At 40.6% G+C, this 26,506-nt stretch carries 22 protein-coding genes, 2 pseudogenes and 2 riboswitches; of the genes and pseudogenes, 4 read left to right on the top strand and 20 right to left on the bottom strand.

Annotation, left to right across the window (positions count from 1 at the left end):
• Positions 1-373: 373 nt before the first annotated feature.
• The 7 genes from ptsG to PH210_RS25165 form a co-directional block, all read right to left on the bottom strand.
• On the bottom strand, positions 374-2,443 hold the full coding sequence (ptsG, locus tag PH210_RS25195) for a glucose-specific PTS transporter subunit IIBC (RefSeq protein ID WP_289989125.1): 2,070 nt from the start codon (positions 2,441-2,443) through the stop codon (positions 374-376).
• Between the two features lie 187 nt (positions 2,444-2,630).
• Positions 2,631-3,473: a glucose PTS transporter transcription antiterminator GlcT gene (glcT, locus tag PH210_RS25190; protein ID WP_289989124.1), complete on the bottom strand. Its 843-nt coding sequence runs from the start codon at positions 3,471-3,473 to the stop codon at positions 2,631-2,633.
• A gap of 153 nt (positions 3,474-3,626) precedes the next feature.
• On the bottom strand, positions 3,627-4,955 hold the full coding sequence (locus PH210_RS25185) for an NCS2 family permease (protein ID WP_289989123.1): 1,329 nt from the start codon (positions 4,953-4,955) through the stop codon (positions 3,627-3,629).
• Between the two features lie 117 nt (positions 4,956-5,072).
• Positions 5,073-5,174, bottom strand: a riboswitch (purine riboswitch).
• Between the two features lie 98 nt (positions 5,175-5,272).
• On the bottom strand, positions 5,273-6,811 hold the full coding sequence (guaA, locus tag PH210_RS25180) for a glutamine-hydrolyzing GMP synthase (protein WP_289989122.1): 1,539 nt from the start codon (positions 6,809-6,811) through the stop codon (positions 5,273-5,275).
• A 128-nt stretch (positions 6,812-6,939) separates the two neighbouring features.
• A riboswitch (purine riboswitch) is annotated at positions 6,940-7,041 on the bottom strand.
• A 40-nt stretch (positions 7,042-7,081) separates the two neighbouring features.
• A complete protein-coding gene (locus PH210_RS25175) occupies positions 7,082-9,292 on the bottom strand; it encodes a transglutaminase domain-containing protein (RefSeq protein ID WP_289989121.1) in 2,211 nt (736 codons plus the stop codon).
• The gene (locus PH210_RS25170; protein WP_289989120.1) at positions 9,289-10,506 is read right to left on the bottom strand and encodes a DUF58 domain-containing protein; all 1,218 of its coding nucleotides are present in this window, start codon (positions 10,504-10,506) and stop codon (positions 9,289-9,291) included. The genes PH210_RS25175 and PH210_RS25170 overlap by 4 nt, the downstream gene beginning before the upstream one ends.
• Complete coding sequence (locus PH210_RS25165) at positions 10,507-11,463, bottom strand: AAA family ATPase (protein WP_289989119.1); 957 nt, start codon at positions 11,461-11,463, stop codon at positions 10,507-10,509.
• Positions 11,464-11,759: 296 nt separating this feature from the next.
• Between PH210_RS25165 and PH210_RS25160 the strand changes: the two genes are divergently transcribed.
• Both PH210_RS25160 and PH210_RS25155 read left to right on the top strand, forming a co-directional pair.
• Positions 11,760-11,996: a hypothetical protein gene (locus PH210_RS25160; protein ID WP_289989118.1), complete on the top strand. Its 237-nt coding sequence runs from the start codon at positions 11,760-11,762 to the stop codon at positions 11,994-11,996.
• Positions 11,997-12,021: 25 nt separating this feature from the next.
• A complete protein-coding gene (locus tag PH210_RS25155; protein ID WP_289989117.1) occupies positions 12,022-12,516 on the top strand; it encodes a fibronectin type III domain-containing protein in 495 nt (164 codons plus the stop codon).
• Positions 12,517-12,554: 38 nt separating this feature from the next.
• On the opposite strand, the pseudogene PH210_RS25150 reads toward PH210_RS25155, so the two are convergent.
• Together PH210_RS25150 and PH210_RS25145 are read right to left on the bottom strand one after the other, a co-directional pair.
• Positions 12,555-12,677: pseudogene (locus tag PH210_RS25150) on the bottom strand (malic enzyme-like NAD(P)-binding protein); the annotation flags it as partial.
• Positions 12,678-12,685: 8 nt separating this feature from the next.
• Entirely contained in the window at positions 12,686-13,906 is a 1,221-nt protein-coding gene (locus tag PH210_RS25145; RefSeq protein ID WP_289989116.1) for a metallophosphoesterase family protein, read from the bottom strand.
• Between the two features lie 497 nt (positions 13,907-14,403).
• On the opposite strand from PH210_RS25145, the gene PH210_RS25140 reads away from it, so the two are divergent.
• Positions 14,404-16,092 (top strand): GMC family oxidoreductase, encoded by a 1,689-nt coding sequence (locus PH210_RS25140; RefSeq protein WP_289989115.1) that lies wholly within the window; start codon positions 14,404-14,406, stop codon positions 16,090-16,092.
• A gap of 203 nt (positions 16,093-16,295) precedes the next feature.
• Here PH210_RS25140 and PH210_RS25135 read toward each other — a convergent pair whose 3' ends face one another.
• The 4 genes from PH210_RS25135 to dcuS all read right to left on the bottom strand — a co-directional run bounded on the left by PH210_RS25135 (position 16,296) and on the right by dcuS (position 21,452).
• Positions 16,296-18,011 (bottom strand): NAD-dependent malic enzyme, encoded by a 1,716-nt coding sequence (locus PH210_RS25135; RefSeq protein ID WP_289989114.1) that lies wholly within the window; start codon positions 18,009-18,011, stop codon positions 16,296-16,298.
• A gap of 40 nt (positions 18,012-18,051) precedes the next feature.
• Positions 18,052-19,023 carry a 2-keto-3-deoxygluconate permease gene (locus PH210_RS25130; protein WP_289989113.1) on the bottom strand — a complete coding sequence of 324 codons (972 nt, stop codon included), beginning with the start codon at positions 19,021-19,023 and terminating at the stop codon, positions 18,052-18,054.
• Positions 19,024-19,146: 123 nt separating this feature from the next.
• The gene (locus tag PH210_RS25125) at positions 19,147-19,854 is read right to left on the bottom strand and encodes a response regulator (protein WP_289989112.1); all 708 of its coding nucleotides are present in this window, start codon (positions 19,852-19,854) and stop codon (positions 19,147-19,149) included.
• Positions 19,855-19,856: 2 nt separating this feature from the next.
• Positions 19,857-21,452: a DcuS/MalK family sensor histidine kinase gene (gene dcuS, locus PH210_RS25120; RefSeq protein ID WP_289989111.1), complete on the bottom strand. Its 1,596-nt coding sequence runs from the start codon at positions 21,450-21,452 to the stop codon at positions 19,857-19,859.
• Positions 21,453-21,850: 398 nt separating this feature from the next.
• On the opposite strand from dcuS, the gene PH210_RS25115 reads away from it, so the two are divergent.
• Positions 21,851-22,321, top strand: a complete 471-nt coding sequence (locus PH210_RS25115) for a hypothetical protein (protein WP_289989110.1) — start codon at positions 21,851-21,853, stop codon at positions 22,319-22,321.
• Positions 22,322-22,839: 518 nt separating this feature from the next.
• On the opposite strand, the gene PH210_RS25110 is transcribed toward PH210_RS25115, so the two are convergent.
• The 7 genes and pseudogenes from PH210_RS25110 to PH210_RS25085 all read right to left on the bottom strand — a co-directional run bounded on the left by PH210_RS25110 (position 22,840) and on the right by PH210_RS25085 (position 26,503).
• Entirely contained in the window at positions 22,840-23,556 is a 717-nt protein-coding gene (locus PH210_RS25110) for an SDR family oxidoreductase (protein ID WP_251455834.1), read from the bottom strand.
• Between the two features lie 89 nt (positions 23,557-23,645).
• Positions 23,646-23,827 (bottom strand): annotated as a pseudogene (gene yraA, locus PH210_RS25105) (cysteine protease YraA); the annotation flags it as partial.
• 143 nt (positions 23,828-23,970) lie between these two features.
• The gene (locus PH210_RS25100) at positions 23,971-24,270 is read right to left on the bottom strand and encodes an iron-sulfur cluster assembly accessory protein (protein ID WP_192654929.1); all 300 of its coding nucleotides are present in this window, start codon (positions 24,268-24,270) and stop codon (positions 23,971-23,973) included.
• A gap of 140 nt (positions 24,271-24,410) precedes the next feature.
• Positions 24,411-25,433, bottom strand: a complete 1,023-nt coding sequence (locus PH210_RS25095; protein ID WP_289989109.1) for an LLM class flavin-dependent oxidoreductase — start codon at positions 25,431-25,433, stop codon at positions 24,411-24,413.
• A 216-nt stretch (positions 25,434-25,649) separates the two neighbouring features.
• Complete coding sequence (locus PH210_RS29840) at positions 25,650-25,988, bottom strand: LLM class oxidoreductase (protein ID WP_354670018.1); 339 nt, start codon at positions 25,986-25,988, stop codon at positions 25,650-25,652.
• A gap of 24 nt (positions 25,989-26,012) precedes the next feature.
• On the bottom strand, positions 26,013-26,144 hold the full coding sequence (locus PH210_RS29835) for a hypothetical protein (protein ID WP_354670017.1): 132 nt from the start codon (positions 26,142-26,144) through the stop codon (positions 26,013-26,015).
• Between the two features lie 11 nt (positions 26,145-26,155).
• Positions 26,156-26,503, bottom strand: coding sequence for an ArsR/SmtB family transcription factor (locus tag PH210_RS25085; protein ID WP_289989108.1), 348 nt, complete (start codon positions 26,501-26,503; stop codon positions 26,156-26,158).
• Positions 26,504-26,506 lie beyond the last annotated feature (3 nt).

Below are 26,506 nucleotides of genomic sequence, written 5' to 3'. Positions count from 1 at the left end.
GCATGTATTAGGCACGCCGCCAGCGTTCGTCCTGAGCCAGGATCAAACTCTCCAAGAAAGTTGATTAGCTCATAAAATAAAACGTTGGCTCGTGATCTCTATTATTATAGAAGAAACACGATTAATTTATTGTTTGTTGACGTTTTTGTTTGTTTAGTTTTCAAAGAGCAATCTCGTTACTTCTTTCAGAAGCAACTTTATTACTATATCATGTCACCACTTCAAAGTCAACAACTTTTTAAGAATGTTTTTCAACAACACTTTGGTGTTAACCCGTCACTAACGACTGCTTTAATATAATAGCATCATGACAAAAGAACGTCAACAAAAAAATCATAAAAAAATAACCGACCCCCATGGGGCCGGCTAATTCTTACTTCGTTATTTTAATTATGCCTTCTTGCTGAAGATCCACAAGACCGTCTTTTTCAATAACCACCTTTTCACCTTCAGTTAAATTCGTAAAGACAATTGGTGTAATTGTAGAAGCGGCATGCTCTTTAATATAATCTAAATCAACTTTTAATAAAGGCTGCCCCTTTGTTACGCGTGCATTTTCCGATACTAATGTTTCAAAGCCCTGGCCTTTTAAGTTAACTGTATCAATACCAACATGGATTAAGATTTCGCGGCCGCCATCAGACAGAATACCTATCGCGTGTTTCGTAGGGAATAGGTTAACAATTTTTCCGTCAACAGGTGAAACAACTGTTCCCTCAGCAGGTACAATCGCAAAACCGTCACCCATCATTTTCCCGGCAAAAACTTGGTCCGGCACTTCTGTAATAGGCTTAATTTCTCCTTTAATCGGAGCTACAAAAACTTCATCATTTTTACGCTCAGTTTGCAGTGCTTCAGGGGTAATTTCTTCAATCTGCTGCTCTACACCTTTTTCTGGTGCGTTAACCACCGTCGTACGAGGACGCTTTCCTTCCATTATATCCTTCATTTGTCCTTTGATGGTTTCAGAACGCGGCCCAAAGATTGCTTGAATATTATTACCAACTTCAAGCACTCCTGCAGCACCAAGTCTTTTCAACTCATCCTTGTTTACATTTTTAATATCATTAACGGAAACACGAAGACGTGTAATACATGCATCTAAATGAGCAATATTTCCCTGGCCGCCCATTGCATCTAAAATATTAGCAGCTAAATCGCTTGATCCAGCTTTACCTGTTGGTGCTTGATTTTGTTCATCATCTAATTCACGTCCAGGTGTTTTTAAGTTAAACTTACGAATCGCAAAACGGAAGCCGAAGTAATAGATAACAGCAAATGCAAGACCTACTGGAATAACAAGCCATGCATGTGTTTGCGGGTTGAGTAATCCAAACAAGACATAGTCAATTAATCCACCAGAGAACGTCATCCCGATTTTAACATCTAATAGATGCATTACCATGAATGATAGTCCTGCAAAAACCGCATGGATACCAAATAGAACTGGTGCAACGAATAGGAATGAAAATTCAATTGGTTCAGTAATACCGGTTAGAAATGACGTTAAAGCAGCTGATGCCATCAAACCACCGACAAACTTTTTCTTTTCCGGACGTGCTTCTTGATAAATCGCTAACGCTGCAGCCGGCAGCCCAAACATCATGAATGGGAATTTACCTGTCATGAATGTACCAGCAGTGAGATTTTTCACGTGGTCAGAAATCTGTGCCATGAAGATACGTTGGTCACCATGAACCACTTGACCCGCTTTTGTTGTATAACTACCAAATTCAAACCAGAATGGAGAATAGAAAATATGGTGTAAACCAAATGGAATTAACGAACGTTCAATCACACCAAAGACAAATGCAGAAAGAGTTAAGTTCGCATTTACCATGTTTGTCGAAAAAGAGTTCAGTCCAGATTGAATTGGCGGCCAAATAACCATCATGACTAACCCTAATATAATCGCTGTTCCTGCCGTAATAATCGGAACAAAACGTTTTCCTGCAAAAAATCCTAAATAGGATGGCAATTCAATCTCAAAGAACTTATTGTACATAGTTGCTGCAATAATACCAACGATAATACCGCCAAACACTCCTGTTTGAAGTGTTGGAATACCAAGGACACTCACATAGCTTGTACCATTAATATCCTTCGCATCAATCCCTAAAACAGTACCCATGGTTACATTCATGATTAAGTAACCAATGATTGCCGCAAGACCCGCTGTACCTTCTCCACCGGCTAACCCTATCGCAACACCCACTGCAAATAAGAGCGGCAGATTACCGAAAACGATATCACCAGCATTTTTCATAACAGATGCGACCATAGCCACAGCGCTATTATCCAAGAAAGGAGCAAGGTTCAATAAAGCCGGGTTAACCAGCGCAGCACCTAAAGCGAGCAAAATCCCTGCCGCAGGCAAAAGGGCAACCGGAAGCATCAGTGCTTTACCAACTTTTTGCAAGACGCCAAAAGCATTTTTAAACATAAATATTCCTCCCGTAAATCTTTTTTAGCTCATTAAGCGTTTTCATTTTTATTAAAAAACAACAAAAAAGGCATGAGTAAAAGTTTAACTGAATGAAGATATGGGTATAGATTACCCTTAAATCCTCAAATCAATTAATACTTTTCACTCATGCCTGATCGAATCAGTAACACGTAAAAAATAATAGCTATTTAAATTTGTTTTGAAGCCTTTGAAGATGCATCGTTAGGTAAACCGCCTCTGCATCGAAAACCTTCAATTTTAATGTTTGTTGCATCACTTTAATGAGCTTCCACGATAAATTATAGCACACTGGATATTCCGTTTTCAATAGGGAAGCGATTTTTTCTGGCTCCTCCACCTTCTCCCCTTTAACTACCCGATCTATTGCAAAGCGAAGGTGTCTGACAAGCCTCATATAATCAATGCTTTCCTTATCAATTTCGATGTCAAACTGCTCTTCTACCATTTCTACCAGCCGGCTGACAAGCTGTGAATGCTGATTGACTTCAGATAGATTCCTATTGGAAATCGCACTATGAATGTGGAGCGCAATAAACCCAATCTCACCGCTCGGAAGAGAAACTCCCGTTTTATTATTAATCAGCTCTACTACCTCTGCCGCTACTTCATACTCATGCCGATAGAGAGCTTTCGTTTCTACTAGAAAAGGGTTATTCATTTCCATCCCCTGCGATGCCCGCGTGATCGCAAACATTAAGTGATCCGTGAGCGCGACATGGATATGTTCATTCAGCTGGGAATTTGTCCTTTGCTTAATCAAATCAATCGCAGAAATAATCACTTCCAAAAAGTCATTATCGATAAACGGAAGCAGCTTGATATAGTTCTCTTGTTCTTTTTCATTTTTTAAAACGAAAAGCTTTTCTACTGTATCAGTGTCAATATAATCCCCGCGCTTCCGGTTAAACCCAATGCCTTTGCCAATTAAAACAACTTCTTCATAGGAAGGGTGTTCAGCAATTAAAACGTTGTTATTTAATACTTTATCGATTAGCAGCTTCGCCATACCCTTTTTCCCCATTTCCATTTACATAACCTTGTAATTTTCATGTTATAAGAGGAAAAACAAGAAGTCAACGACGAAAATCGACAATACTATTAACATTCTTTCTGGTAAAAAAAAAGAACCGCAGCCGGTTAGCCGCAGTTCCTTTAATCATTATTTTAAGAAAATGAAATAAAGAACAAATATCACAAAGAAGAAGTACATAATTGGGTTGATTTCTTTTGTCCGGCCCTTCACAATCATCGTGATCGGGTAGAAGATAAATCCTACGGCGATACCAGTTGCAATGCTGTAAGATAAAGGCATCGCAATCATTGTTAAGAAAGCTGGAACAGCAATTTCAAACTTTTTCCAATCAATTTTCCCTAAAGAAGAAACCATCAGTACCCCAACGATGATAAGGGCAGGTGCTGTAACAGGTGCTGTTACGACTGATAATAACGGGAAGAAGAATAATGATAAAATAAATAGTCCAGCTGTTACTAACGAAGCAAAACCTGTTCTCGCACCAGACGCTACCCCTGCTGATGACTCAATATATGAAGTTGTTGTTGATGTACCAAGCACTGCACCGACACCGGAAGCAATCGAATCTGCAAGAAGCGCTTTACCTGCATTTGGAAGCTTATTGTCCTTCATAAGTCCCGCTTGATTAGCCACAGCTACAAGTGTTCCTGCGTTATCAAAGAAGTCAACAAACAGGAATGTCAGGATAATTCCAAGCATAGACGTTGTGTAAAAAGAACTGTCTCCGAAAGAGGAGAAGGCGGCGCCAAACGTCGGTGATAAGCTCGGAACAGCATCAACCACTTTATCAGGCATTTTGATTTCACCAAAAATCATACCAACAATGACGGTAAGGATCATACCATAAAATACTGCACCATTAATCCCTCTAGTCATCATGATCACTGTTACCACAATCCCAAAGATGGCAAGTAATGCTTCTGGCGATGATAAGTCACCAAGTCCTACTAATGTCGCATCGTTATTCACTACAATCTTGGCATTTTGCAAACCAATAAACGTAATGAACAAGCCAATTCCGGCACCAACTGCGTGCTTTAAATCAACAGGAATCGCATTAATGATTTTTTCACGAAGCCCTGTCAACGTTAAGATGAAGAAAAACACTGCTGAAATCAATACGGCACCAAGTGCATGCTGCCAAGGAATTCCACTGCCTAAAACAACTGTATAAGCAAAAAATGCATTTAATCCCATACCTGGTGCTAATGCCAGCGGATACTTCCCTAACAGACCCATAATTATGGATCCCAAGGCAGATGCTAAAGCTGTTGCGACAAATACTGCACCATAATCCATTCTCAAGTCCGCTGGAAAATCCTTCACTGAAGCAAGTGATAAGGTTAATGGGTTAACAACTAAAATATAAGCCATTGCTAAAAAGGTGGTCAATCCGCCGATAAACTCACGGCGATAATTTGTACCTAGTTTTTCAAACTCAAAATACTTGTGCATTTCTTTTCCCCCCGTGGAAAAAAATTTCTCTTTATATTTTACGAAAAAACGCTCCGGTTTATTCTACCGGAGCGTGACACTAGGCTGTGTAAAAATAAGAGGAAAAGAAATGCCTCATTATTCAAAACACTGCCTCGTAGTCAAGCCATTTACGGTAGCTCGGTAGAAACTTTTGGGCCATATCCCCAAGATTATACGATGCAATATGATAAGTTCTTGTTTACGTTTTTTATTTTAACAGGGGGAATTCATTTTGTAAACAAAAAATACGAACATTGTTATAGTAAAAAATAACAATGTTCGTATTTTGGTATTTCCTATTCCCACTCAATGGTTGCAGGCGGCTTGCTGGTAATATCGTAGACCACCCGGTTTATATGTGCTACTTCGTTTACAATGCGGGTTGAGATTTTCTCAAGTACATCCCACGGGATCCGCGCCCAGTCAGAAGTCATCCCATCGATCGAAGTGACGGCCCGAATACCGATTGTATAATCATATGTCCGCGTATCGCCCATTACCCCAACACTGCGGATGTCCGGAAGCACAGTGAAGTATTGCCAAATGTCACGATCGAGCCCGGCTTTTTTAATTTCCTCACGAAGAATCCAGTCCGATTCACGGACGATTTCAAGCTTATCTTCCGAAATGGCCCCTAACACACGAATGCCTAGTCCAGGACCTGGGAACGGCTGTCTCCAGACAATATCGTCCGGAATGCCAAGCTCGGTGCCAAGCGCACGAACCTCATCTTTAAATAACGTGTTTAATGGTTCAATTAATTTAAACTGCATATCTTCCGGCAGACCGCCGACATTATGATGCGATTTAATCGTTTGCGCTGTTGCTGTTCCGCTTTCGATGATATCGGTATAAAGCGTTCCTTGTGCGAGGAACTCGATTCCCTCAAGCTTTGTCGCTTCATCATCAAACACATAAATAAATTCATTGCCGATAATCTTCCGCTTCTTCTCGGGATCGGAAACACCCTCAAGCTTCGATAAGAAACGGTCTTTAGCATCCACCTTAATAACATTCATATGGAAACCTTCTGAAAAAGTCTTCATAACACTTTCTGCTTCATTTTTCCGAAGCAGTCCGTGGTCGACAAAAATACAGGTCAACTGATCGCCAATTGCTTTATGAATCAAAACCGCTACAACGGATGAATCCACTCCGCCGCTTAAAGCGCAAAGCACTTTTTTATCGCCAACAGTTTCACGAATTTTCGCCATTTCCATTTCAATGAAGTTGTTCATCGACCAATCGCCCGCACAATCACAAACATTAAACACAAAATTCTTTAGCAGGTCATTTCCGTAAACGGAATGGCGGACTTCTGGATGAAATTGTACTGCATAAAGCTTTCTTGCTTCATCACTCATTGCTGCAATCGGACAGTGAGGATTTGTAGCATCCACAGTAAAGCCTTGCGGTGCTTCTACCACAAGATCACCATGGCTCATCCAGACAACCTGCTCATTAGGTAGTTCGGCAAAAATAGCTGACTGATTTTGAATTGTCATTGTGGCTTTTCCGTATTCCCGCTGCTTTGCTTTTTCCACTTTTCCATCGAAATGTACAGTCATTAACTGCATGCCGTAGCAAATCCCCAGAATCGGCAGACCCATTTCAAATATTTCCTCATCGCAGCGGAATGAATTTTCATCATAGACGCTATTTGGACCACCTGAAAAAATAATCCCTTTAGGGTTCATTTGGCGGATTTCCTCAGCTGTAATCGTATGCGGATGAAGCTCGCTGTATACGCCAAACTCACGAATCCGGCGTGTAATCAACTGATTATATTGGCTTCCAAAATCTAAAACAACAATCTTATCTTGTTTTCCAGTCAAAACGGCCACCTCAATTTGTTCAAATTTATTTTAGTATTTGCTACATGTAAATAAAAAAAACTAGAAATCTCCCCCCGACGAATCTCTCAGGAAGGCAGAATTCTAGTTTTCTCTTAAAAAATCATTAACAGAAAAAATTCTGCCTTCATAGTCAGGCCATTTACGGCGGCCCGGTAGAGACTCTCGAACCCTATTATCGAGGATATATGAAGGTAAAAATGCGTACCCTATTAAATTAAAACATATTGTATCAATAGGATGTTTTTCTGGTCAAGCGATTGTCTTTTTAATTAAATTTTCCCACAATTTACGCGATTCCTTCCAGCTGTCCTGCGGAAGATTTTGATGATACAAATATTGCTCATAACTGGCAGTCAGCTGTGTCATTTCCCTTGTCGAAAAAAACGAGTCAACATAGCGTGCATAGTTCCTTAGTGTTTGATTGTCCTTCCGTCTTAATCCATAGCGATCCAGCTGGCTCAATAGAATCAAATAGGCTTCCGCAATATGGTCATCTTTTTTCTTGAAGCGATAGCGCATTAAGACGAAATATGGAAACCATTTGCCGCGAATCCGATAAAGAATTCCTCCTGCTGCTACGAGGATGATTACGCCCAAAGTCAGTAACTTCCAGTGCTCTTTCCAAAACAATTTCACCTGATTCCATGCCTTTTGGAAATCAAAGGAGTTTTCTTTCTTCACTGGATTATCCTCAATTTTCTCCTGTTGAGGTTTTTTCACTGGCGCTGGGGTTGTGGATTGGCTGCCTGAAGAAGATTGTCCTGTTCCATAATCAATATTGAGTTCATTTGAAAACCCTTTTGTTGGCTCAAAAGCAACCCAGCCCTGATTTGGAAAAAACACCTCAACCCAGGAATGGGCATTGTTGTTTGTTACTTCGTATATTTGATTCCCCGAGTTTTCCGTACTATATTTGATAAAGTCCCCGCCGGTGAAGCCTTTAATCCAGCGGGTTGGAATCCCGATCGTTCTTAGCATAATAGCCATGGAAGACGAGAAATTGTCGCAATAGCCCCGTTTTGTATCAAATAAAAATTGGTCGACGTAATCATCGGAAGGGCCTGGGACGGCAACATTTTTTTGATCGTACGTAAATTCGGTATTCCCGAAATAACTTTCAACTGCCTTTGCTTTGTCAAACCAATTCGTTTTTCCAGCAGTGATTTTTTCTGCAAGATCTTTCACTCTTCGCGGCAGCTCCTCTGGCACCTGCGTGTATTGTTGATAAAATTCCTGACTTATTTCATCTGGATTATAGCCGGTTGTCACCCTTAAATCCGCCGCCTTATATTTAGGAACATCAAATTCTAAATTTAAAATTTGTGGAACTTGAGGGCGGTTATCATTTTTAAAAAAGCCGATTCTTTCATTGGTGGTATCGATCATAAATCGATTTCCCTTTGGGTCATCAGGCAGAATATTGATTATTTTTTTTATTCCAGCTGGGTACATAATATAGTTGTACTTGTAGTTCACATGTGCGTTGACACGAACCGTTTCCTTAATAGTTTCAACATTTTGCGGGAAGGAATAGACAGGAACCAAGTCCTCCTGTCGAAAAGGAATTGGAGCTGTCCCCGATGTAATCCAGCCTTTCCCTGTATACAAATCCTTTGTTTCCATTTTCCAATAATTCTTTTCATTCCCGTCGTACATGAATACCGGATTGGCATCCCCGATAAACGGACCGCCTAAAGCGGTATCATCCTCGCCATACCCAATTCGATGCGGGCCGGCCGCATCCTTTTCACCTTTATCTTGAGCTGCCTTTAAATATGGAACAGGGTCAGGCCAAATCGGTGCCGCCTTTGGTGCAGCTAGGCCAACCAGTACGCTAAAGGCTATCATAACTGCAAGTGGGACCATCCATTTTCGCAGAAAAGCTCCCTCACTGTTGACCTTTTCCATTTGCAGGATCCGGAAAAACGTAAGCATGCCCATCATGGCAAACCCAACGACAACCGTCCGAACAATTGCTATTTTTGCGTTGTAAGGTGAAAACGTATCCAGCACTGTAATATAAACTAAAGTTAAGAAAAAAAAGATAAAAATTTGTTTCCGATTTAAAAGCCAATAATGTATTAAATACACCATCAGCCACAGCAAAATAAAAAACAAAAGTGTCCGAAATTCACTCGAAAAGTCATTCCAGTTTCTTGCCACGATCAGCCCTAGGTTATCGGCCGCATCACCAAGAAATGCCTTCCACCAGCTAACCTGGAAAAACCCCGCATCATAGTAGAAATGATTAATAGAATACAGGATAAAGATCAGTTTAATGATGGATTGCCAAAACCATTTCATTTGAATAAAAGAAAGGGCAAAGGAGATGACCAAAAAGATAATAAACATTTCGATGTTATTGGTATCGGTTAATTGTTCAACAGGCCGCAGCCATTCCCATAAAAGCAGGAAACCAAATACATATAAAAGAAATGAAGGTATGTCCCTTCTTATCACCATATGCTCACCTCTGAAAAGGCCGAGGTAAATTCGCCTTCATGAATCATGATTACCCGGACCCCGCGGGCATTTGCGAGGGCAATCAGAGATCGTTCATTGGCTGAAGGCGCTTCTTTCTGACCTTTTATGAAAAAAAGAGTAATCGACCCTTTTCTTTGGCCGAGATAACTCGCTTTTTCAATTAGCGGTTTTGTCAATTGTGCCGTGACAAGCATAAAGGAGACAGCTTGTTGGATAAAATGACCGTCCGTTTCCAGCACTTTATCAAACGAAGAATAACTTTTGGCCTCTATTTTGGCAAGATGATAAAAAAGCTCCTGAAGATGCTGTTCACCGCCTCGGATTGGAAAAGAGGCTCTTTCCTTGCTGATGGTTAACAGCCCTGTCTGAGCTCCTTTTTTCAAGACGGCGCGAATAAGGGAAGCGGTAAAGGAAACGACTGGCTCAAAGTGCTTATCGGGCACACAATCCATAGCCACAAAGACATCATGCGACTGCCGCTGCTCAAATTCCTTCGTCATGATCTCGCCCCGTTTTGCGGAGGCCTTCCAGTTAATCCATGAGAAACGGTCGCCCGGCTGATAATCTCTTACGCCAACCGCCATGGAGGTGTCTCGCTGCACCCGTTCACGGGATGCGGTCAGCCCTTGATCGTATTGGTTCTCAAATGGCCGGTATAATAGCTCGGTATAGGCAGGATAAACAATAATTTTGCTTTCCTTTTCAAAGGTTTTTTCTTTTTGGAATAAACCGAGCGGATCACCAATTTTCAAAGTAAAGGTTTCAAAAAAATGCTCTCCTCTTGGAAGTTCTTGAATGATATATTCATAGAAAAATTCCCTTTTCATCCCCGGAAGCAGCAGCGCCTTTGGGAGTTTTAGATGATGGGCATATTTTAACGCCTCATTTAAATGGTCTTCAATCAGTAAATAGAATAACGGGAAGCCTTTCGATCTTTTAATTTGGACAGTCACCTTTAACTGTTCACCCGCATTGTAATCAGTTTTAGGTATTATTCTGATCACTTCCAGCTCATTCATTGAGTAGAAGGACAGGGCCACACAATAAATGGCAAAGGGAAGAAAGCTATAGAACAAAAACCAGCTGACAAATCCGCCTTGGAACATCGCATAGGAGAAGGTTAACAGGATCAGTAAAAATAGCAAAACAAATTTCCAGGCTTTTTTTATTAGGCTAAATAGTTTCTTCATTTATTTCACAAACCTTCGAACCGGTACAGGAACCCTAGCAACCACCCTGCTCACAATTTCCTCTGCAGAGATTCCTTCGAACTTTGCCTCTGATTTTAAGATAATCCGGTGAGATAAAATGAATGGCGCTAAATATTGAATATCATCCGGCAGGACATAATCCCGGCCAAACATATAAGCATAAGCCTGGGCTGCTTTCATTAAGGCGATGGATCCACGCGGACTTGCTCCTAAGTAGACGCTGCCATGGCCTCTAGTACGATTAACGATATCGACAATATAACGCTTAATGGTATCATCCACAAATACGTCTTTGATTTCTTTTTGGAGGTTAAGCAGGCCTTCGAGGTCAATTACTGGTTCCAGGTCTTCTATTGGCGGAACCTTTTGTGCCCGGTTCAACACCTCTATTTCCTCTGCCAAATCCGGATAGCCCATTTTCATTTTTAATAAAAATCGGTCTAGCTGCGCTTCCGGAAGTGGATATGTACCCTCGTACTCGATTGGGTTTTGCGTGGCCATAACAAAAAACGGCTTTTTCAGCTTATGGGTCACGCCATCTATTGTGACGCTCGCCTCTTCCATCCCTTCGAGCAGCGCAGATTGGGTTTTTGGCGAGGTCCGGTTGATTTCGTCAGCGAGAATGATGTTCCCCATTAGCGGACCTGGACGGAATTGAAATTCCATTTCTTTCGGATTGTAAATGGACACGCCAGTAACGTCTGATGGGAGCAGGTCAGGGGTGAATTGGATTCGGCGGAAGTTGGCATTCACTGATTTTGCCAGAGCGCGAACCATCATCGTTTTCCCGACACCAGGTACGTCTTCTAATAAAACGTGGCCCCCTGAAAGCAAGGCAACGAGGCTTAGTTCTGCTACATTTCTTTTTCCAATCATGACTTTTTCAATATTTAAAAGGATTTTTTCTATTGTGGGATTCATTTGTTCGTGGGCCATTGTTGATTCCTCCTCTAAGTTAAAGACCAATTTTTGGCATCATTCATATTTATTCTAGTTCCAACTGAAAAATCCTGTATAAATGGACACAGAATATTCAAAACCTGCACGATATGTGACTTACACTCTAGCGGTCTTCAAACATTGAAAATATATTAAAATTTCTAACAATATTCTAAAAATCTTCCATTATTTATGAAAACGTTCCCACTTATAATGGATTTTATATCTTTATTTAGGAAAGGAGGATAAGGAAAGTCAGTTGTTCACAAAAGAAATGGAAAGGTGGTAAAAAAGTGAAGAGGTTAAAAGTAGGCTCGTCAATTTTTCTAATCTTATTAATGGTATTCGGCAGTATTAGTGCAGCACCACATGCAGAAACTCAAGCACTATCATCTCCTAAAAACTTACAGATACCATCCCTGGCTTTTGACGAAGACAGCATCACCCTAGTATGGGAAAAGCCTGAAAATTACGGAGATATTGTAGATTTTAATTGCCACATCGAACAAGTATACACTCTTAAACCTTAAGCCAGGAACAACTTATGATGTTAAAGTGGAGGCTGTCGATTTAGCAGGGAACAAGACACCATATAATAGTTCACATCAAATCGAAACCGCTGTCCCGTATGCAATCGGGTCTCCTACCTTTAACAGCAGCTTAAAGGCTTCTATTAGAAAGGATGGGAAAAGTGTTTCCCTCTCTTGGAACCCTGCAGCAGCAGTCAATCAAGAAGTAATCGGCTATCGTGTATATATAAATGGACAACCAATTAAGCCTGAAGGGGTTACCTTTACACCAATTAATGGTGAAATGACAACAGTGGAAACTAATTACACCGTAACAGGCCTTAAACAAGGGAAAGTCTATACATTTAAAGTAGAAGCAGTTGGACGTGGAATCAAATATTCAAAAAGAGAAAGACTCTCAGATGTGGTTCCTAACGGTCTTAAACCTGTTACTGGCTATCGCTGGAGCTGTTCTGGCCCAAGTAAAACGATCCACATTATTCCTGGTGCTGCGGTGAGTGCAGAAGCAAAATTAAAGTGATAAAAAGAAGACTACCTCCTTTTTTGGAAGTAGTCTTCTTTGCTTTTATTAAAACTGGCTCCAAGGCCAAGATCTGGGAAGACAAATGCGTTATTTGACTGGCCAATTTCATAGGTGGTAACACCTTTGTATTCTACATTGGCAAACGGACAGCCGGATGCTGTTGCCTTTATTTTCTTATTACTTGTTCTTGTTTCTTATTTTCCGGAATCGGGGCTGGATCAGAGCTTTGGTCGTTTGCAGTAAGTTCTATTCCATAGTCCTTAGCAAAAACCATATGTGTTTCGACTAAAACATCCGGTTTATTTTCATCCAAATTAAATACACGGGCGCCGCGTAATCGATTTCGGTCCGCACCAGGGAGCCCATAAGCACCAAATCCTGTACTGCCAGAATAACCCAGTAAGATTCCATAATAATTACCCATATAAGTATTTACATGGTCATGGCCGCAAAAGACCCCCTTGACATCTCCCCTGTCAAGCATAGCTGAAAACATCCCGCTATTAAATGGACCCGGGCACTCCTCTTCATTTCTTTCTCCTACTATTTGATGCTTTTTTACAGCACGGGCATGATCCGCCTCTGTTCGGCTATCGACACTGTCAAACCACATAAAGCGGTGTTCCCATAAAGGAATATGAATAAACATGAGAGAAGGTACTTTATAGCCAAATTGCTGTTCCATCTTTTTGGAAGTCTCATAATACCAGTTTATTTGATTCATTCGAATCCAATCCCAAGTCGGATATCCGCTAAAATCCTGCCCAGCAATCGTTTGAGGGGCATACCTGCCACTATCTAGCAGCCAAAGATTGAATGCCGCTTTCTTGCCTGCAGAATCCCTAATAAGCAGGTTCATGTTCCCAGTCCCATTAATGCCAGTTGCTCCCGGTTGATTAACATTGTATTTGTATGCCATATAAAAATTAAGCATGGCTTCCTCATCAAGGCCGCCTTTTGGTGTTGAATCTTCATCATGATTCCCAAAGGTTACTGCCCACTTGATACCCCTTTGTTCCATTGGCTGGGCAACATTGTTCAATGCTTGTCTCATCTCAAGTTCTGAATTACAGCCGCCTGAAATGTTGTCACCATTTAGTACTACAAAATCCGGTTTCTCATTGTCAAGGACTTTTTCCATTAGTTGGATGGTACGGCGATCAATATGCTCATCATCCTGCGTATCGTTAAACTGGACAATTTTAAACTTTCCATTTGCATTAAATTGCAGTTTCGCATTATCGTTTGTTTCAGCGTGAGCAACGCTACTTAATACATTTACACCTGGAATTCCAGCAGATGCCATCGTTAAGGCCAGTGTAGTCATCCCTCCTACTTTTATGAAGTCCCTTCTGTTAAAAACCTTGTTTTCATTTTGATTACTCATTAAATTTCCCCCTAATTTTTATTTTTGAAATCAAGCCAAGTAGAACATTTAAGCAGAATCCACATTTACATCTCACACTTTATCAGAAGATTGTAAATTCAGTTTTAGAGAAAGGTAAGGTTATTGTTATTTTTGTGAATCAGTAATTTTGACTCTTATTTAAGCAAATGTAAGTAATATTTTATTTAAATAAGGGGTTTTTTTAGATATTTCGACCTATAACATTCATTGCATTTTCATCGAAGCTTAGGATAATTGGAATAAAGCAGAATGAGGAAAGAAGCGGAAATTGTTAAGTAATAGTAAATATTATTTCTATTAAAAAATTTTTTAAAAAAGTAACAGGCATTCCCTCAATAAATCACTATTTGATTCAGCTAATAAGAAAAGAGATAGGGCATTTACACCATATTCTTCAAAAATCATATATATATTGTTGTGTTTATTATTTTCAATATTCAGAATATAAAAAGGCAAATATTGAAAGGAGTATTAGTGTGTCAAGTAATAACACTTTCGATTATATTGTGATTGGGGCTGGTACTGCTGGAGGGGTAATTGCAAAAAAACTAACGGATGACAAAATTACTTCTGTACTCCTCCTTGAACCTGGAACCAATATGGTTCAAGAGCTGAGCAGCCCTTCTGGTGCAATATCAGGCATTTTAGCTACAGATAATAGGCACTCATTTAATATGATGACAAACGCTGAGCCCAATATTGGGAATCAGCAGCTCCGTGTATCAAGCGGCAGAGCTATCGGGGGAAGTTCCGAGCATAATGCAATGTACGCTGTACGTGGTAGCAGAAGACTTTATAATGAGTGGGCAGAACTCGTTGGACCTCAGTGGAGTTACAACAAAGTTCGTTCTTTATTCAAGAAGAATGAAACCTACACAGGGGAAACAGAAGAATCGGAGGAACGAGGATCAAAGGGCCCTATATTTGTAAGACAACAAAACATTCCTGAAGATGGGCTGACTGTTACATTAGCCACTGCAGCATCAGAAGTGTTAAAGATTCCAATTGTTGAAGACTATAATACTGGAATAAGAGATTGTACATTTTACAAATCTCAATTTTTAAATGAAGAGGTAAATGGACATTACGTTCGTTCATCTACTGCAACCGGGTACCTAAACGAAAAAATTGTTACACAAGGCAATGAATTTCACCCAGATGAGTATGGAGTACGTGGCAGAGAACTGATTATCCTGACCAAAACAACAGTCAATAAAATTCTATTTAAAGAAGCTGGCAGATTTCAAGTGGCTGTGGGCGTCGAATTTATAAAAAACGGTAAGACAAGTATCGCGCGTGCCACAAAGGGTGTTATTGTCAGTGCAGGTAATTTTTCCTCTGTCATTTTACAGCGTTCTGGAATTGGGAATCCCGAAGATTTAGCCAGGGCTGGTATTACCACATTAATAGACAGTCCAAATGTGGGACACAACTTTCAAAGTCATTTTACTGTTGGGATGGGAGTAGAAGTAGAAACTGAGCGGCTTTTAGAGCTTATGTCTGCCGACCCGGACAATCCATTCCCACTGGGTGCTTTTAAAGGAGAAAACAAATGGGGGGGGCGGCGTCTTCAATTATATGGATCGCCAACACCTTCGTTTATTCCAACTTCAGAGGTATTGGAAAATCATTGGGGGTTCGATCCAATAAAAAAGAGCAATATTATGAGCATGGGCATTTTTGACCTTAACCCGAAAAGCAGGGGTACAATATTGGCTGCCCACAGTGATCCTGAGGCATATCCTACTATTGATCTAAATCCGTTAGCGGATCCTGATGATTTGGATTTTATGGTTGAGCAGTATTTGGAGACTTACCGTATTATGAAGAAAGCCCGTAAACTAGATCCCGATGGCATCTACAAAGTTGTCTATCCACCTGAAAAGGTCTTTAAAATGGATGATAAGGAAGAACGGCGCAAACAATTGGAAGGGTATGTAAAGGCCTCTTATCGAAATCTCGCTCATTTCGGTGGTCAATGCAAGATGGGTAATAGTATTCTAACTGGGGTTGTTGATGAATATCTTAATGTCTTTGGTACAAAAAAACTAAAAGTAGCCGATCTTTCTATTTCTCCAATATTACCAGATGGCAACACCTCCATGCCTTCTCAAATGATTGGGCTAAATGCAGTACGATTTATTCAAGAGGAATTTCCATTTTAAAAAACTCTTATATCAAAAGGTCAGAACAAGCGGGAACGCTCTTTTTAAGAGTGTTCTCTACTTTCATCCTGTATTTCCCCTGTTTGTCTCTTAGAAGAAAAGGCCTCCCGCCAGTTCAGAAACTGTTGGAAGACCTTCTCAATAAAATCATAAAGTTTATGATGTTTATTACATCATACCGCCCATTCAATTTAACTATTTAATCATGCATAGGAATGAATGTTTGTCCAAATACCTACATTCTTTATTTCCTTATACACAGGTTTCCACATAGCATCTTCTATAGCATTCTCAACATCTTGAATATCCGCTCTTGCAATTCCTTCGTGTATTGCAGCATTAACTACTTCAATGGCTACGTATTTTGAGACTTCATGAAGGTTTTCAATGGATGGCAGCAGGGAAGAACCAGGTTTACTGGAGTCAGACATTCTTGCAACTGCATAAGCAGCAGCAGCGAACATACCTTTTGAGAACACTTCCGCCTTTGCCACAATGGCTCCAAGTCCAAGACCTGGGAAGACAAATGCATTATTTGACTGGCCAATTTCATAGGTAACACCTTTGTATTCTACATTGGCAAAAGGACTGCCAGTTGCAATGAGAGCCCTGCCAGCTGTCCACTTAATCAGATTTTCCGGCACCGCTTCAGTCAATGCAGTTGGGTTGGACATAGGCAAGATAATTGGACGCTCAACATGCTTGGCCATTTCTTTCACAATTTCCTCAGTGAAGGCACCAGCTTGGCCGGAAGTACCAATCAGGATGGTTGGCTTCACCCTCTGAACGACTTCCATTAATGAAATAATCCCATCCTCATTTTTATCCCAATCCTTTACTTCATTCACCTTTCTTACATAAGGCTTTTGGAAGTTCAGGACATCTGCTGTTTCATCCGTTAGTAACCCGCGATAGTCGATTGCCCAGAAACGTTCATAGGTTTCTTCTCTGGACAGCCCTTCAAGAACCATTGCATCAACCATTTGGTCTGCGTTGCCGATACCTGCAGCCCCTGGCCCGAAGATAACAATGCGCTGGTCTTTCAAGGTTTCTCCTGTTACTTTCAAAGCAGACATAATAGCAGCAAGGGTCACAGCGCCTGTTCCCTGGATGTCATCGTTGAAGGTAAGGATGTTGTCACCGTATTTGTCTAAGATCTTACGCGCATTCACGTTGCCAAGGTCTTCCCAGTGAATCAGAACCTCTGGAAAGAACTTTCTTGCGGTCTGAACGAATAAATCAATGAATTGATCATAACGCTCTCCGCGGACACGTGCGAATTTGTTGCCGATATAGATAGGGTCTGCGATCAAGGCCTGATTGTTTGTACCAACATCCAACACGACTGGCAGAACACGGCTTGGGTCAATACCAGCTGCCGCTGTGTACACGGCAAGTTTACCAATTGCAATATTAATACCGCCTACCCCTTGGTCCCCAATACCCAGAATACTTTCAGAGTCTGTGACGACGATTAAATCAATGCCATTTTTGGGCTGTCCAAGATTATAGAATGCCTTTTCCACGCCTTCAGGATCATCAATAGAAAGATATAAACCTCCGGGACGGCGGTAGCTATGGGAGTATGACTGGATCGCATCACCGACAGTAGGAGTGTAGATAATTGGAAGCATTTCTGCTAGGTGTTCTTTCAGCAATCGGTAAAACAGAACAACATTCCGATTATATAAATCATAAAGCAGACCGTGTTTAAATAAATTCGTCGTCCGCATCGAATATTGTTCATAAATCCTATTTACTTGTTCATCAAGGGTAAGGACTTGAGGCGGTAATAGACCGTCTAGTCCAAGGTCTTCCCTTTCCTCTTTCGTAAAAGCCGTTCCTTTATTCAAAAAAGGATTAGTAAGAACTTCTTTTCCTTTTAATGTTGTAATAATAACATTTTGGGGTATATTCATGGTGTTTCCTTCTTTCTACTTTAAAATAACAATTCGGATATCAGGCTGTCCGTGCAATCGATTGTTTCACTTTTTTCTTCTTTTCAGACCTTTTAAATACATAGCTCACAATAATCGGACAGACGATGGCAGATATGACACATGCAGCTGCAACTTGCGCAGTAGCTGAAGATGCTACTGCAGCTAAGGTTGGGTCTGCGGCCGCCACTACAGCTGGTGTAGCTACGGCATTTCCTGCAGTTGACCCTGTTGCTAAGCCAACGATAGGGTTTTCTTTAAATAACTTCAATAGGAAGTATGCTCCAATTCCAGTAAATGCAGCGATTATTCCCAGTAATATCCCAGGACCTCCAGCTTTCACAATAGTTGAAAGGTTCATTCCGGCACCTAATGGGAATGAGAAGAATGGGATTAATAATAATTTACTGCTTCCAAGGAACTTTCTCATATCAGGGTCAATATTTCCTAAAATCATTCCAATTACGATTGGAATTAATACTCCAAGAAGCGTTTGAAAAGGAATGGTGGCAAGGCCGGATGCACCTAACGCCACTAATGTGAAAAATGGACCGTCTTTTAAAGAAAATAAAGCATATGCGCCTACATCCGTTTCGTCGCCATACGATGAAGCAAGAGATGCATATAAACCGCCATTAGCATTTAACAATGCTGCAAGGATGGCTAATGGTGTTAATCCTAGTATTCCGGCAGGCCCAAAAATAGCTGCTACAGCTAAACCAATACCAGCACCTACGATAAATTTTCCTGTTAATAATAGTGCACCTTTTTTTAATGCCTTTGGTGCTAATTTGAAATTAATTTGGGAACCAATTAAAAACATAAAACATGCCAAAATGGTTGAGGATGCTTCTTTACTGAATAATGCTGTTGTAAAACTACCAATTTGTAAAACTTGCGGAAAAAATGTATTTGTTAATACCCCTAAAAAAAGTGGAACAACCATCAGACCACCTGGAATTTTATCAAGCGTTTTCTTAATAGGAATTTGCATTTTTGAATCCTCCTTTGTCTTGCTGCATGTCTATCATATTCTCATGTAAACCGTTTTCATAGATTATGAAAGTTTATTCATTCTTTTTGTAAATAAAAAAAGTAAGCAGTTTTCAATAACTACTTACAAAAAGTTTTTTATTAAGTGCTCTTTAAATTGGTTATATTCATGCTGATACACAGGCCTTCCAATGGTTCCATAGATAACCTTGACTTCAAGTATTCCTAAGTCCTTTATAAAGTTAAGGTACTTTCTTGCTGAAACCCTTGAAATGCCTGCCACATTCGCTACCTCATCAGTGGAAAATGGTCCCTGCTTCAACTCTTGAACCGCATCCCATATCTGCTTTAAGGTATCCTTCGTTAATCCCTTTGGAAGTTCCTCTGCGATGACGGCCTCTTCTCTATGCAAAAGTAAGTGATCGAGCTCCTGCTGACTAACTGAATCCTGTTTATCAATGAACCAGGTTTGCTCAAGGTAGGAAGTAAGTGCAGCATTAAACCGTTCAAACTCGAAAGGCTTAATCAAATAGTCGACAACACCATACCTTAATGCCCTCTTAATTCGTTCAAGATCTGAGGCCGCTGAAATGATGATGACATCAATTTCAAGATCATTTTTACGAAGATACGATAACAGTTCCAGTCCCTGCTTTCCCGGCATAAAAATATCCAAAAGTATTAGCTGAATATCATTCTTTCCTAACCATCGGATGGCTTCAGCGACAGAATTGACTGTTGCAGTTAAACGGAAACCGTCAATTTTAGAAAGGTACTGCTTATTGATTTCCGCTACCATCGGGTCATCTTCAACAATCATTACATTAATCATTTCTATTCATCCTCTGCATTATAAGGTATATATACCGCAAAATTCGTTCCCTTTCCAGGCTTAGACGAAATAATCAGGTCTCCCTCCAGTCTTTCAATTGCCTGCGCCAAAAGATATAATCCGAATCCTCGATTGTCTCCTTTCGTGGAAAAGCCTTTATCCAATATTTTGTTTTGTAGTGATTTCGTCATTCCCATTCCTGTGTCTTTAACCTCGACTGTCAAAATATCCTCTGCGTAATCAAGTTTAAGCTCGACCTTTTTGACTGGACTGTCCGTAATTGCCTCCATAGCGTTATCAACAAGATTTCCAATGATCGTTATTAACTCATGTGTAATTTCCGAATTTGCAGGCTTGGGAAGTTTATTTGCGCAATCAAATGACAGTAAGGCCCCAGATTCTCTTGCAAAGCTTAGCTTGCCAATCAGAAATCCGGCTAGAACCGGATCTTGGACTTTTTTTGTTACAAAACCCACTTCTGTTTCACGGTGGTTAACGGTTTCGCTCACATAGTTAGCGAGTGTATCGTATTGTTCAGTACGGACCAGACCAAGAATAACATGAAGTTTATTCATGAATTCATGCGCCTGAGCACGGAGAGCATCCGCATAATTGCGCACACCGGTAAGCTGTTCGGCCAAAATTCGAACCTCGGTTTTATCACGGAAAGTCGCGATTGCCCCCACCGGCCGATTTCCCACAATCACCGGTACCCTGTTTACTAAGATGGTCACCCCATGTAGATTCTGTTCTTGATCCATTTCCGATTCACCCGATTCTATAATGCGAGTTAACCGTGTCTCTGGCAAATACTCTTCAACGTTCATACCTATAGGATTCCCTTCAATTCCGGCCTTTTTTAAAAGCTTATTGGCTGCCCTGTTTACAAGGGTGATGTTTCCTTCCTGGTCAATGGCTATGATCCCCTCGCGGACAGAATGAAGCATAGAACTGCGCTCTTCAAGCAGCCTGGCAATCGCGAACGGCTCGAGTCCTAAAAGAATTCTTTTGAGGTATCTCGCTAGGCCGACTGCACCAATTACTCCAATTAAGATGCCAATGACGGTACCGATCGCCATACCCATACGGCCTTTATGTACCGCATTTATTACACTTTCTAATGAAATCCCTACTGCAACTGCACCGACTTGTTTTCCCTGTGAATTTTTTATTGGAGTAAAAGCCCGCATGGATCGACCGAGTGTCCCCTTTGAAATAGAAACGTACTCCTTGCCTTTAAGAACTGGTCCTTCATCTCCTCCTGTGAAGTGCTTTCCAACCTTTTCGGGTTTCGGGTGGGATAGACGCATACCTTTCATATCCATCACAACAACGAAGTTAACATTGGTTTTCTTTCTTATTTGATTACTAAAAACTTGTACATTTTTTTTGTTCGCTTTCCCTTCAAGAGCACCAATCACCTGCGGACTAAGGGCAACCATCTTTGCCACATTCAGGGCTTTTTCTTTCTCTGTTTGTTCCACACTAGAGGTAATTCTTTTACTTATGATCAGATCAGTTATTCCAAGTGATAAAGCCACGACAATGCATACAAATATAATAATAATAGCTTGTAAACTAAGTTTGCCCTTCTTCATAATCTCCTCCAGATATGATCATATTTATAGTATGTATAAGACTTATTTATAAAATGACAAAAGACCGCTAAGCTCATAAAAGAGCTTTAAGCAGCCTTTATCCTCAACAGTATAATTATAGTATTTCAAACCTTTAGGACGTTTTTTGTAATTAAAAAAAGTCTTCGGGTGGAAGCGTTATTTCAACGTGAAACTCATTATCATCTACGGGTTTAGGAACTAAATGAGTACCTATATCCATACAGAAGGAGGCATCAACCAAATCAACCTAAAATAGGAAGGGACGGTAGGGTATTGGACACAATTTGAATAAAAAAGGCCATTAGGATGCTTGTTGTACAAGCATTTCATTCTTTTCCTAATATCATATATTAAAAGTTTAAAAGGTGGTGATAATTATGTCAGATCTAAATTGGAAGAAATCCTCACCAGCCTATGGCTATGTGACACTCACAGGTTCAGATTCAATGACTATTCCAGTCAATCCAATGGAAAATGTAAGATTTAATCAACATGGGGCTTTGGAAAATATAAAGTTCTCCCCATCCAGCGGTACATTAACTGTTTTAGAGTCAGGGGACTATAAGATAGAATATATTTTGCTCATTGGCGGCCCTAAGTCAACATCGGTATATGGTATATTCTTGAATCATTCTCCGGTTAGTCTTACTGACTATGGCATCACAAGGCAAGTGGATAATGCTATTCTTATGCTTACTGGACAGGCTATTATCCATATTCGCCGTAACACTAAGATACATCTTAAAAATATAGGGCGAACTACTGATATCCTATTACCGTTTGTAATAGATGCAGGGGAAACTATTCCAGTTAATGCAGCATCGTTATCGATTGAGAAACTTAGTTGATACCATCAAAATCGAGGCTCATTATAAAAGAGGAGTTTTATAGGGGCTGTTGACAATCAAATAGGAAATTTGAAAAACCTGTATAGAATTTTATTAAATACAGGTTTTTTATATATTCATCAGAGCCAGGGAACCCATAACTGATAATGAGCCCATTGTTAAAAGACTAAAGGTTATCTTTTGGTGTTGTCATTAAACCCTATAACGGATGATAAAGGTGATGCACACACACTTCTTTATTAATTGAAGCTGGTGTAGGTATTAAAGAAATTCAGCAGCGGTTAGGACACAGCGATATTAATACCACAATATTTTTGTTAATTTATTTTCGTCCTTTACACTCATTAAAAATCAACACTTCCTTTTGTATCTTTTTATGTACCTAATAACCAAAAAGGCGGCAATACTCTTTTGCAGTATTGCCACCAGTAAATTACTTAATTCTTAACTTATTTCTATTTTAGTTAGAACCACTGCTTTGCAGGGTGATAAGCTTCTGTTCAACATCCTTTAGGCCATTAAACTAAGTGGGCTCCACCATCAATAAGAACAGCTGTACCAGTAGTAAAACCATTTTTAGCAAGGTATACATAGGTTTCAGCTATGTCTTCCGGCTTTGCAATCCGTCCAACAGGGAGCTGTTGTGCAATGCCGTTGAACAGTGCTTGCCTCTGATCATCTGGCATTCCAGCATAGATTGGAGTGTCTACAATTCCAGGTGAAACCACGTTTACCCTAATAGGGGCTAGGTCTACGGAAAGTCCTCGAACCAATCCTTCAATGGCTGAATTGATTGCCGCTAAAGTAGTAGCACCTTGAGGAGGACGAACGCCATATACACCAGAGGTTAAGGTGATTGAGCTTTCATTGTTTAAATATGGAAGTGCTGAACGGACGGTAATATATTGCCCCCAGAACTTACTATCAAACGCCTCTTTAGCACTTGCCACAGGCAATTCGCTAAAGTGCCCCATTGCGCCTTCCCCTGCTGTTACCACAAGGTGGTCAAATTTTCCAACCTTGCTGAAAAATTCTGCTACTTTTTCTTCGCTTCGAAAATCGATTTCATTTCCTTCTACATTGCCACCAAGAACTTGTTTTGCTTCATTTAATTTGGAAACAGAACGGCTGGCAATGATCACTTGAGCTGATTGATCGAGAAACGCTTTGGCAGTTGCTAAACCAATACCAGAAGTACCCCCTAAAACAACTACTCGTTTACCATTTAATGACATAGTATAACCCCTTTCTTATTAAAACCTTTGTATTGAAATTCATTGTGAAATATTAATTTCTAAAACGATACTATTGAGTACTTACGCTATTATTCAGCTAATAATTTTAAGGATTCACGATTAAAGGCAGGAATGTTATCCGGAAATCGGCTTGTTACAATATAATTGCTTACCACAACTTCTTCATCTTTGTAGTTAGCACCTGCTTTTTGAGATCATTCCTTATTGATTTGAAACCTGTTATATCGACGCCTTTTAATAGGTTTTTCTCATTATGATACGCCCCCTTATAATTGTAAAACGTTGGTATTTTTCTTTTTTAACACAATAAATACAGTAATCTACTGTGTTTAGTTTATGATACTGTTAGATATATGAAGGTATAAAAACATTTAGTATCGCTCTGTCACGTGTTTAATGATGGTGATGCCCTTTGGAAGAATTCGTGATGTCAAATCCTGCTTGCGGCACATAGAAATACTTGATCCAAACCCCATCTAAAAACGGTTCCCTTTTATCAAGTAAAACATCAATGCCTTTGTCTGTTTTCACAATTTCATCATGGTCCGTGGGAGTATCCAGTTTTACTTCATAATGGGCATGGTCCCCATGGTCCAATGTAACATAGACACGAACCATTTTCCCTTCAGCCTCTTCACTTTCCAACATTTGTTTCAGCACTTTAGCAGCATTTCGGTTAATTTTGCAGTTCATATCATTGTCTCCTATTCTAACAACTTTTATCTTTTTAATTAAGGAATCCTGTAAACAACCTCATAACCCGATTTCACGGTTTCATCCATATTCAATGCCCTAGAAAAATCAAAAAGGTTTCCTTGCTGATGTCCTCCTTTTTACCTTTCGCCTTTTGTAATTTCTGTCAGAAGCTCGTATGAATGCAGGCGAGCTTTGTGGTCGTAAACTTGGGCAATGGCCATGATTTCATCTGCCTGGCTCTCCTCCAAAAATGTATGCAGCTTGTCCTTTATGGTCTGCTTGCTGCCAACAATCGATGAACCTAATTGCTGCTCGAGAGCATTTAATTGGTAGCTGCTGGCCACTTCGGATATGTCATCTACCGGTGGTTGAAGCGGTGTAAGGTTGCCACTCATCAGATTCAAAAATTGCTGCTGTATTGTTGTAAAAAGGCGCTTTGCCTCTTTATCCGTTTCTGCTGTAATGATATTCAATGCCACCATCGCATACGGCTTATCGAGAACATTCGAAGGCTTAAACGCCTTGCGATAGATCTGTAGAGCACCCAGAGTGTTAAGTGGCGAGAAATGGGCGGCAAACGCGAATGGCAAACCCAGTTCTCCGGCCAGCTGCGCACTGAAGCCACTTGAACCCAGCAGCCAGACTGGAATATTCAAGCCTTCACCTGGAATCGCTTTTATAGGGTTCCCTTGTGCCAGGGATGGATCAAAGTAACCGCGGAGTTCCACTAATTGCTCAGGAAAGTCATCTCCGGTACTTCCTAAGTCGCGTCTCAATGCACGAGCGGTCCTCTGATCTGTACCGGGTGCCCGCCCCAGACCAAGGTCAATTCGCCCAGGATATAATGATTCAAGAGTGCCAAACTGCTCAGCGATGACGAGCGGTGCGTGATTCGGCAGCATGATTCCTCCTGAACCAATCCTGATTTTTGATGTTCCGGCTGCCACATGGGACATCACCACAGAAGTGGCGGAACTGGCAATAAACGGCATATTATGATGTTCTGCGAGCCAAAAACGGTTGTAACCAAGTTTTTCAGCAAGCTGTGCGAGTTCCAATGTATGGCGGAAAGAGTCAGCAGGAGTACTTCCGGCTGTTATCGGTGAAAGATCAAGCACCGAGAATGGAATTTCGTTTAGTTTATTTGCATGTTTAGACATAAGTTCATCTTCTTCCCTTATCTAATTTTATTAAAAACTAATCTCATACTGGAATTTCATGAGTCGGAAAGTAAGGCCGCACAAACTCTCCAAGCTCCTGGAGGACTTCCTCGGGAGGGCGCTTTGAAAAATACAATACAAATGCCGGGTGATTGACACCAATGGATTGAAATTGATATAGAATATCTAATAACTGTTTGCGCCCTACACGAAATCCTACGGAATCGGAACAGGAAGTGAATCGGGATTTTCCGATAAATCGATAAATAAAGTCTGAGTGAAAGGTTTAAACACTCCTGGGGCGTGAATTTCCGACAATTCGCGATACTCGTTATTCAATTGAGTTTGTTGTGGGATAATCCTCGGGTACTGGATCCAGCCGTCCCCATTCTGGGCGATCCATTCAATCGATTGATTGCTGAATCCTACACTCGCCGTCCCAAGTGCAATATCCTTGGTATGGGCCGCAAGATAGGTCAAATAAATCCATACATCATACATTTGACCATTATCATCAATATTCAAATTCTGAATCGTAACGTCCCTAAGCCACAATGCCGCGAAACCATGGTCGTCAATTTAGCGGGCAAGCGACAGCTGATTTTCCATAATCGGATATTTGGACATCCTTGCCGTCGGAATAGCGAAACCAAGCGTCATTTTATCCTGTTGGTACAACCTGTTTAATGCTCGATGCTGTAATAAACTCACTTCAATTCTCCTTAAATTTTTGTACCAATGTATTTTTCGAACTTTTTAATCGTCTCCTCATTACGGCGATAATACGTCCATTGTCCGATTCGCTTCATTTCAACCAGTCCGCTTTGCAGCAGAATCGATAAATACTGTGAAGTAGTGGATTGCGAAATCCCGGCCTTGCTTCGGATATCCCCTACGCAAACCCCGCCTTCAAATCCTTTATCAGCAATAATGTGGGCTTGCGGTGAAAAATGACTGTCGGGATCTTTTAACATTTGAAGAATGCTCACCCTAGTCTGGTTCGACAATGCCTTAAAAATTTCAACGGCTTGCTCATCATTTAAGCGTTCCAATTCCTGCTTCAATGTCATTTG

The organism is Paenibacillus sp. BSR1-1 (assembly GCF_030403775.1).
Taxonomy (GTDB): Bacteria; Bacillota; Bacilli; order Bacillales; family Cytobacillaceae; genus Neobacillus.
The sequence above is the reverse complement of the archived record's forward strand: the minus strand, read 5'-3'. Positions and strand labels throughout refer to the sequence as shown.

Coding starts and splice junctions, on each gene's coding strand:
- ptsG (WP_289989125.1), bottom strand. CDS start 2,443: ATGTTTAAAAATGCTTTTGGCGTCTTGCAAAAAGTTGGTAAAGCACTG.
- PH210_RS25100 (WP_192654929.1), bottom strand. CDS start 24,270: ATGAACTGCAAAATTAACCGAAATGCTGCTAAAGTGCTGAAACAAATG.
- PH210_RS25170 (WP_289989120.1), bottom strand. CDS start 10,506: ATGAAGAAACTATTTAGCCTAATAAAAAAAGCCTGGAAATTTGTTTTG.
- PH210_RS25095 (WP_289989109.1), bottom strand. CDS start 25,433: ATGTCTAAACATGCAAATAAACTAAACGAAATTCCATTCTCGGTGCTT.
- PH210_RS25110 (WP_251455834.1), bottom strand. CDS start 23,556: ATGTCATTAAATGGTAAACGAGTAGTTGTTTTAGGGGGTACTTCTGGT.
- PH210_RS25130 (WP_289989113.1), bottom strand. CDS start 19,023: ATGCAAATTCCTATTAAGAAAACGCTTGATAAAATTCCAGGTGGTCTG.
- PH210_RS25085 (WP_289989108.1), bottom strand. CDS start 26,503: ATGACATTGAAGCAGGAATTGGAACGCTTAAATGATGAGCAAGCCGTT.
- PH210_RS25135 (WP_289989114.1), bottom strand. CDS start 18,011: ATGAATATACCCCAAAATGTTATTATTACAACATTAAAAGGAAAAGAA.
- PH210_RS25145 (WP_289989116.1), bottom strand. CDS start 13,906: ATGAGTAATCAAAATGAAAACAAGGTTTTTAACAGAAGGGACTTCATA.
- PH210_RS25185 (WP_289989123.1), bottom strand. CDS start 4,955: ATGCACAAGTATTTTGAGTTTGAAAAACTAGGTACAAATTATCGCCGT.
- PH210_RS25165 (WP_289989119.1), bottom strand. CDS start 11,463: ATGGCCCACGAACAAATGAATCCCACAATAGAAAAAATCCTTTTAAAT.
- dcuS (WP_289989111.1), bottom strand. CDS start 21,452: ATGAAGAAGGGCAAACTTAGTTTACAAGCTATTATTATTATATTTGTA.
- glcT (WP_289989124.1), bottom strand. CDS start 3,473: ATGGCGAAGCTGCTAATCGATAAAGTATTAAATAACAACGTTTTAATT.
- PH210_RS25115 (WP_289989110.1), top strand. CDS start 21,851: ATGTCAGATCTAAATTGGAAGAAATCCTCACCAGCCTATGGCTATGTG.
- PH210_RS25125 (WP_289989112.1), bottom strand. CDS start 19,854: ATGATTAATGTAATGATTGTTGAAGATGACCCGATGGTAGCGGAAATC.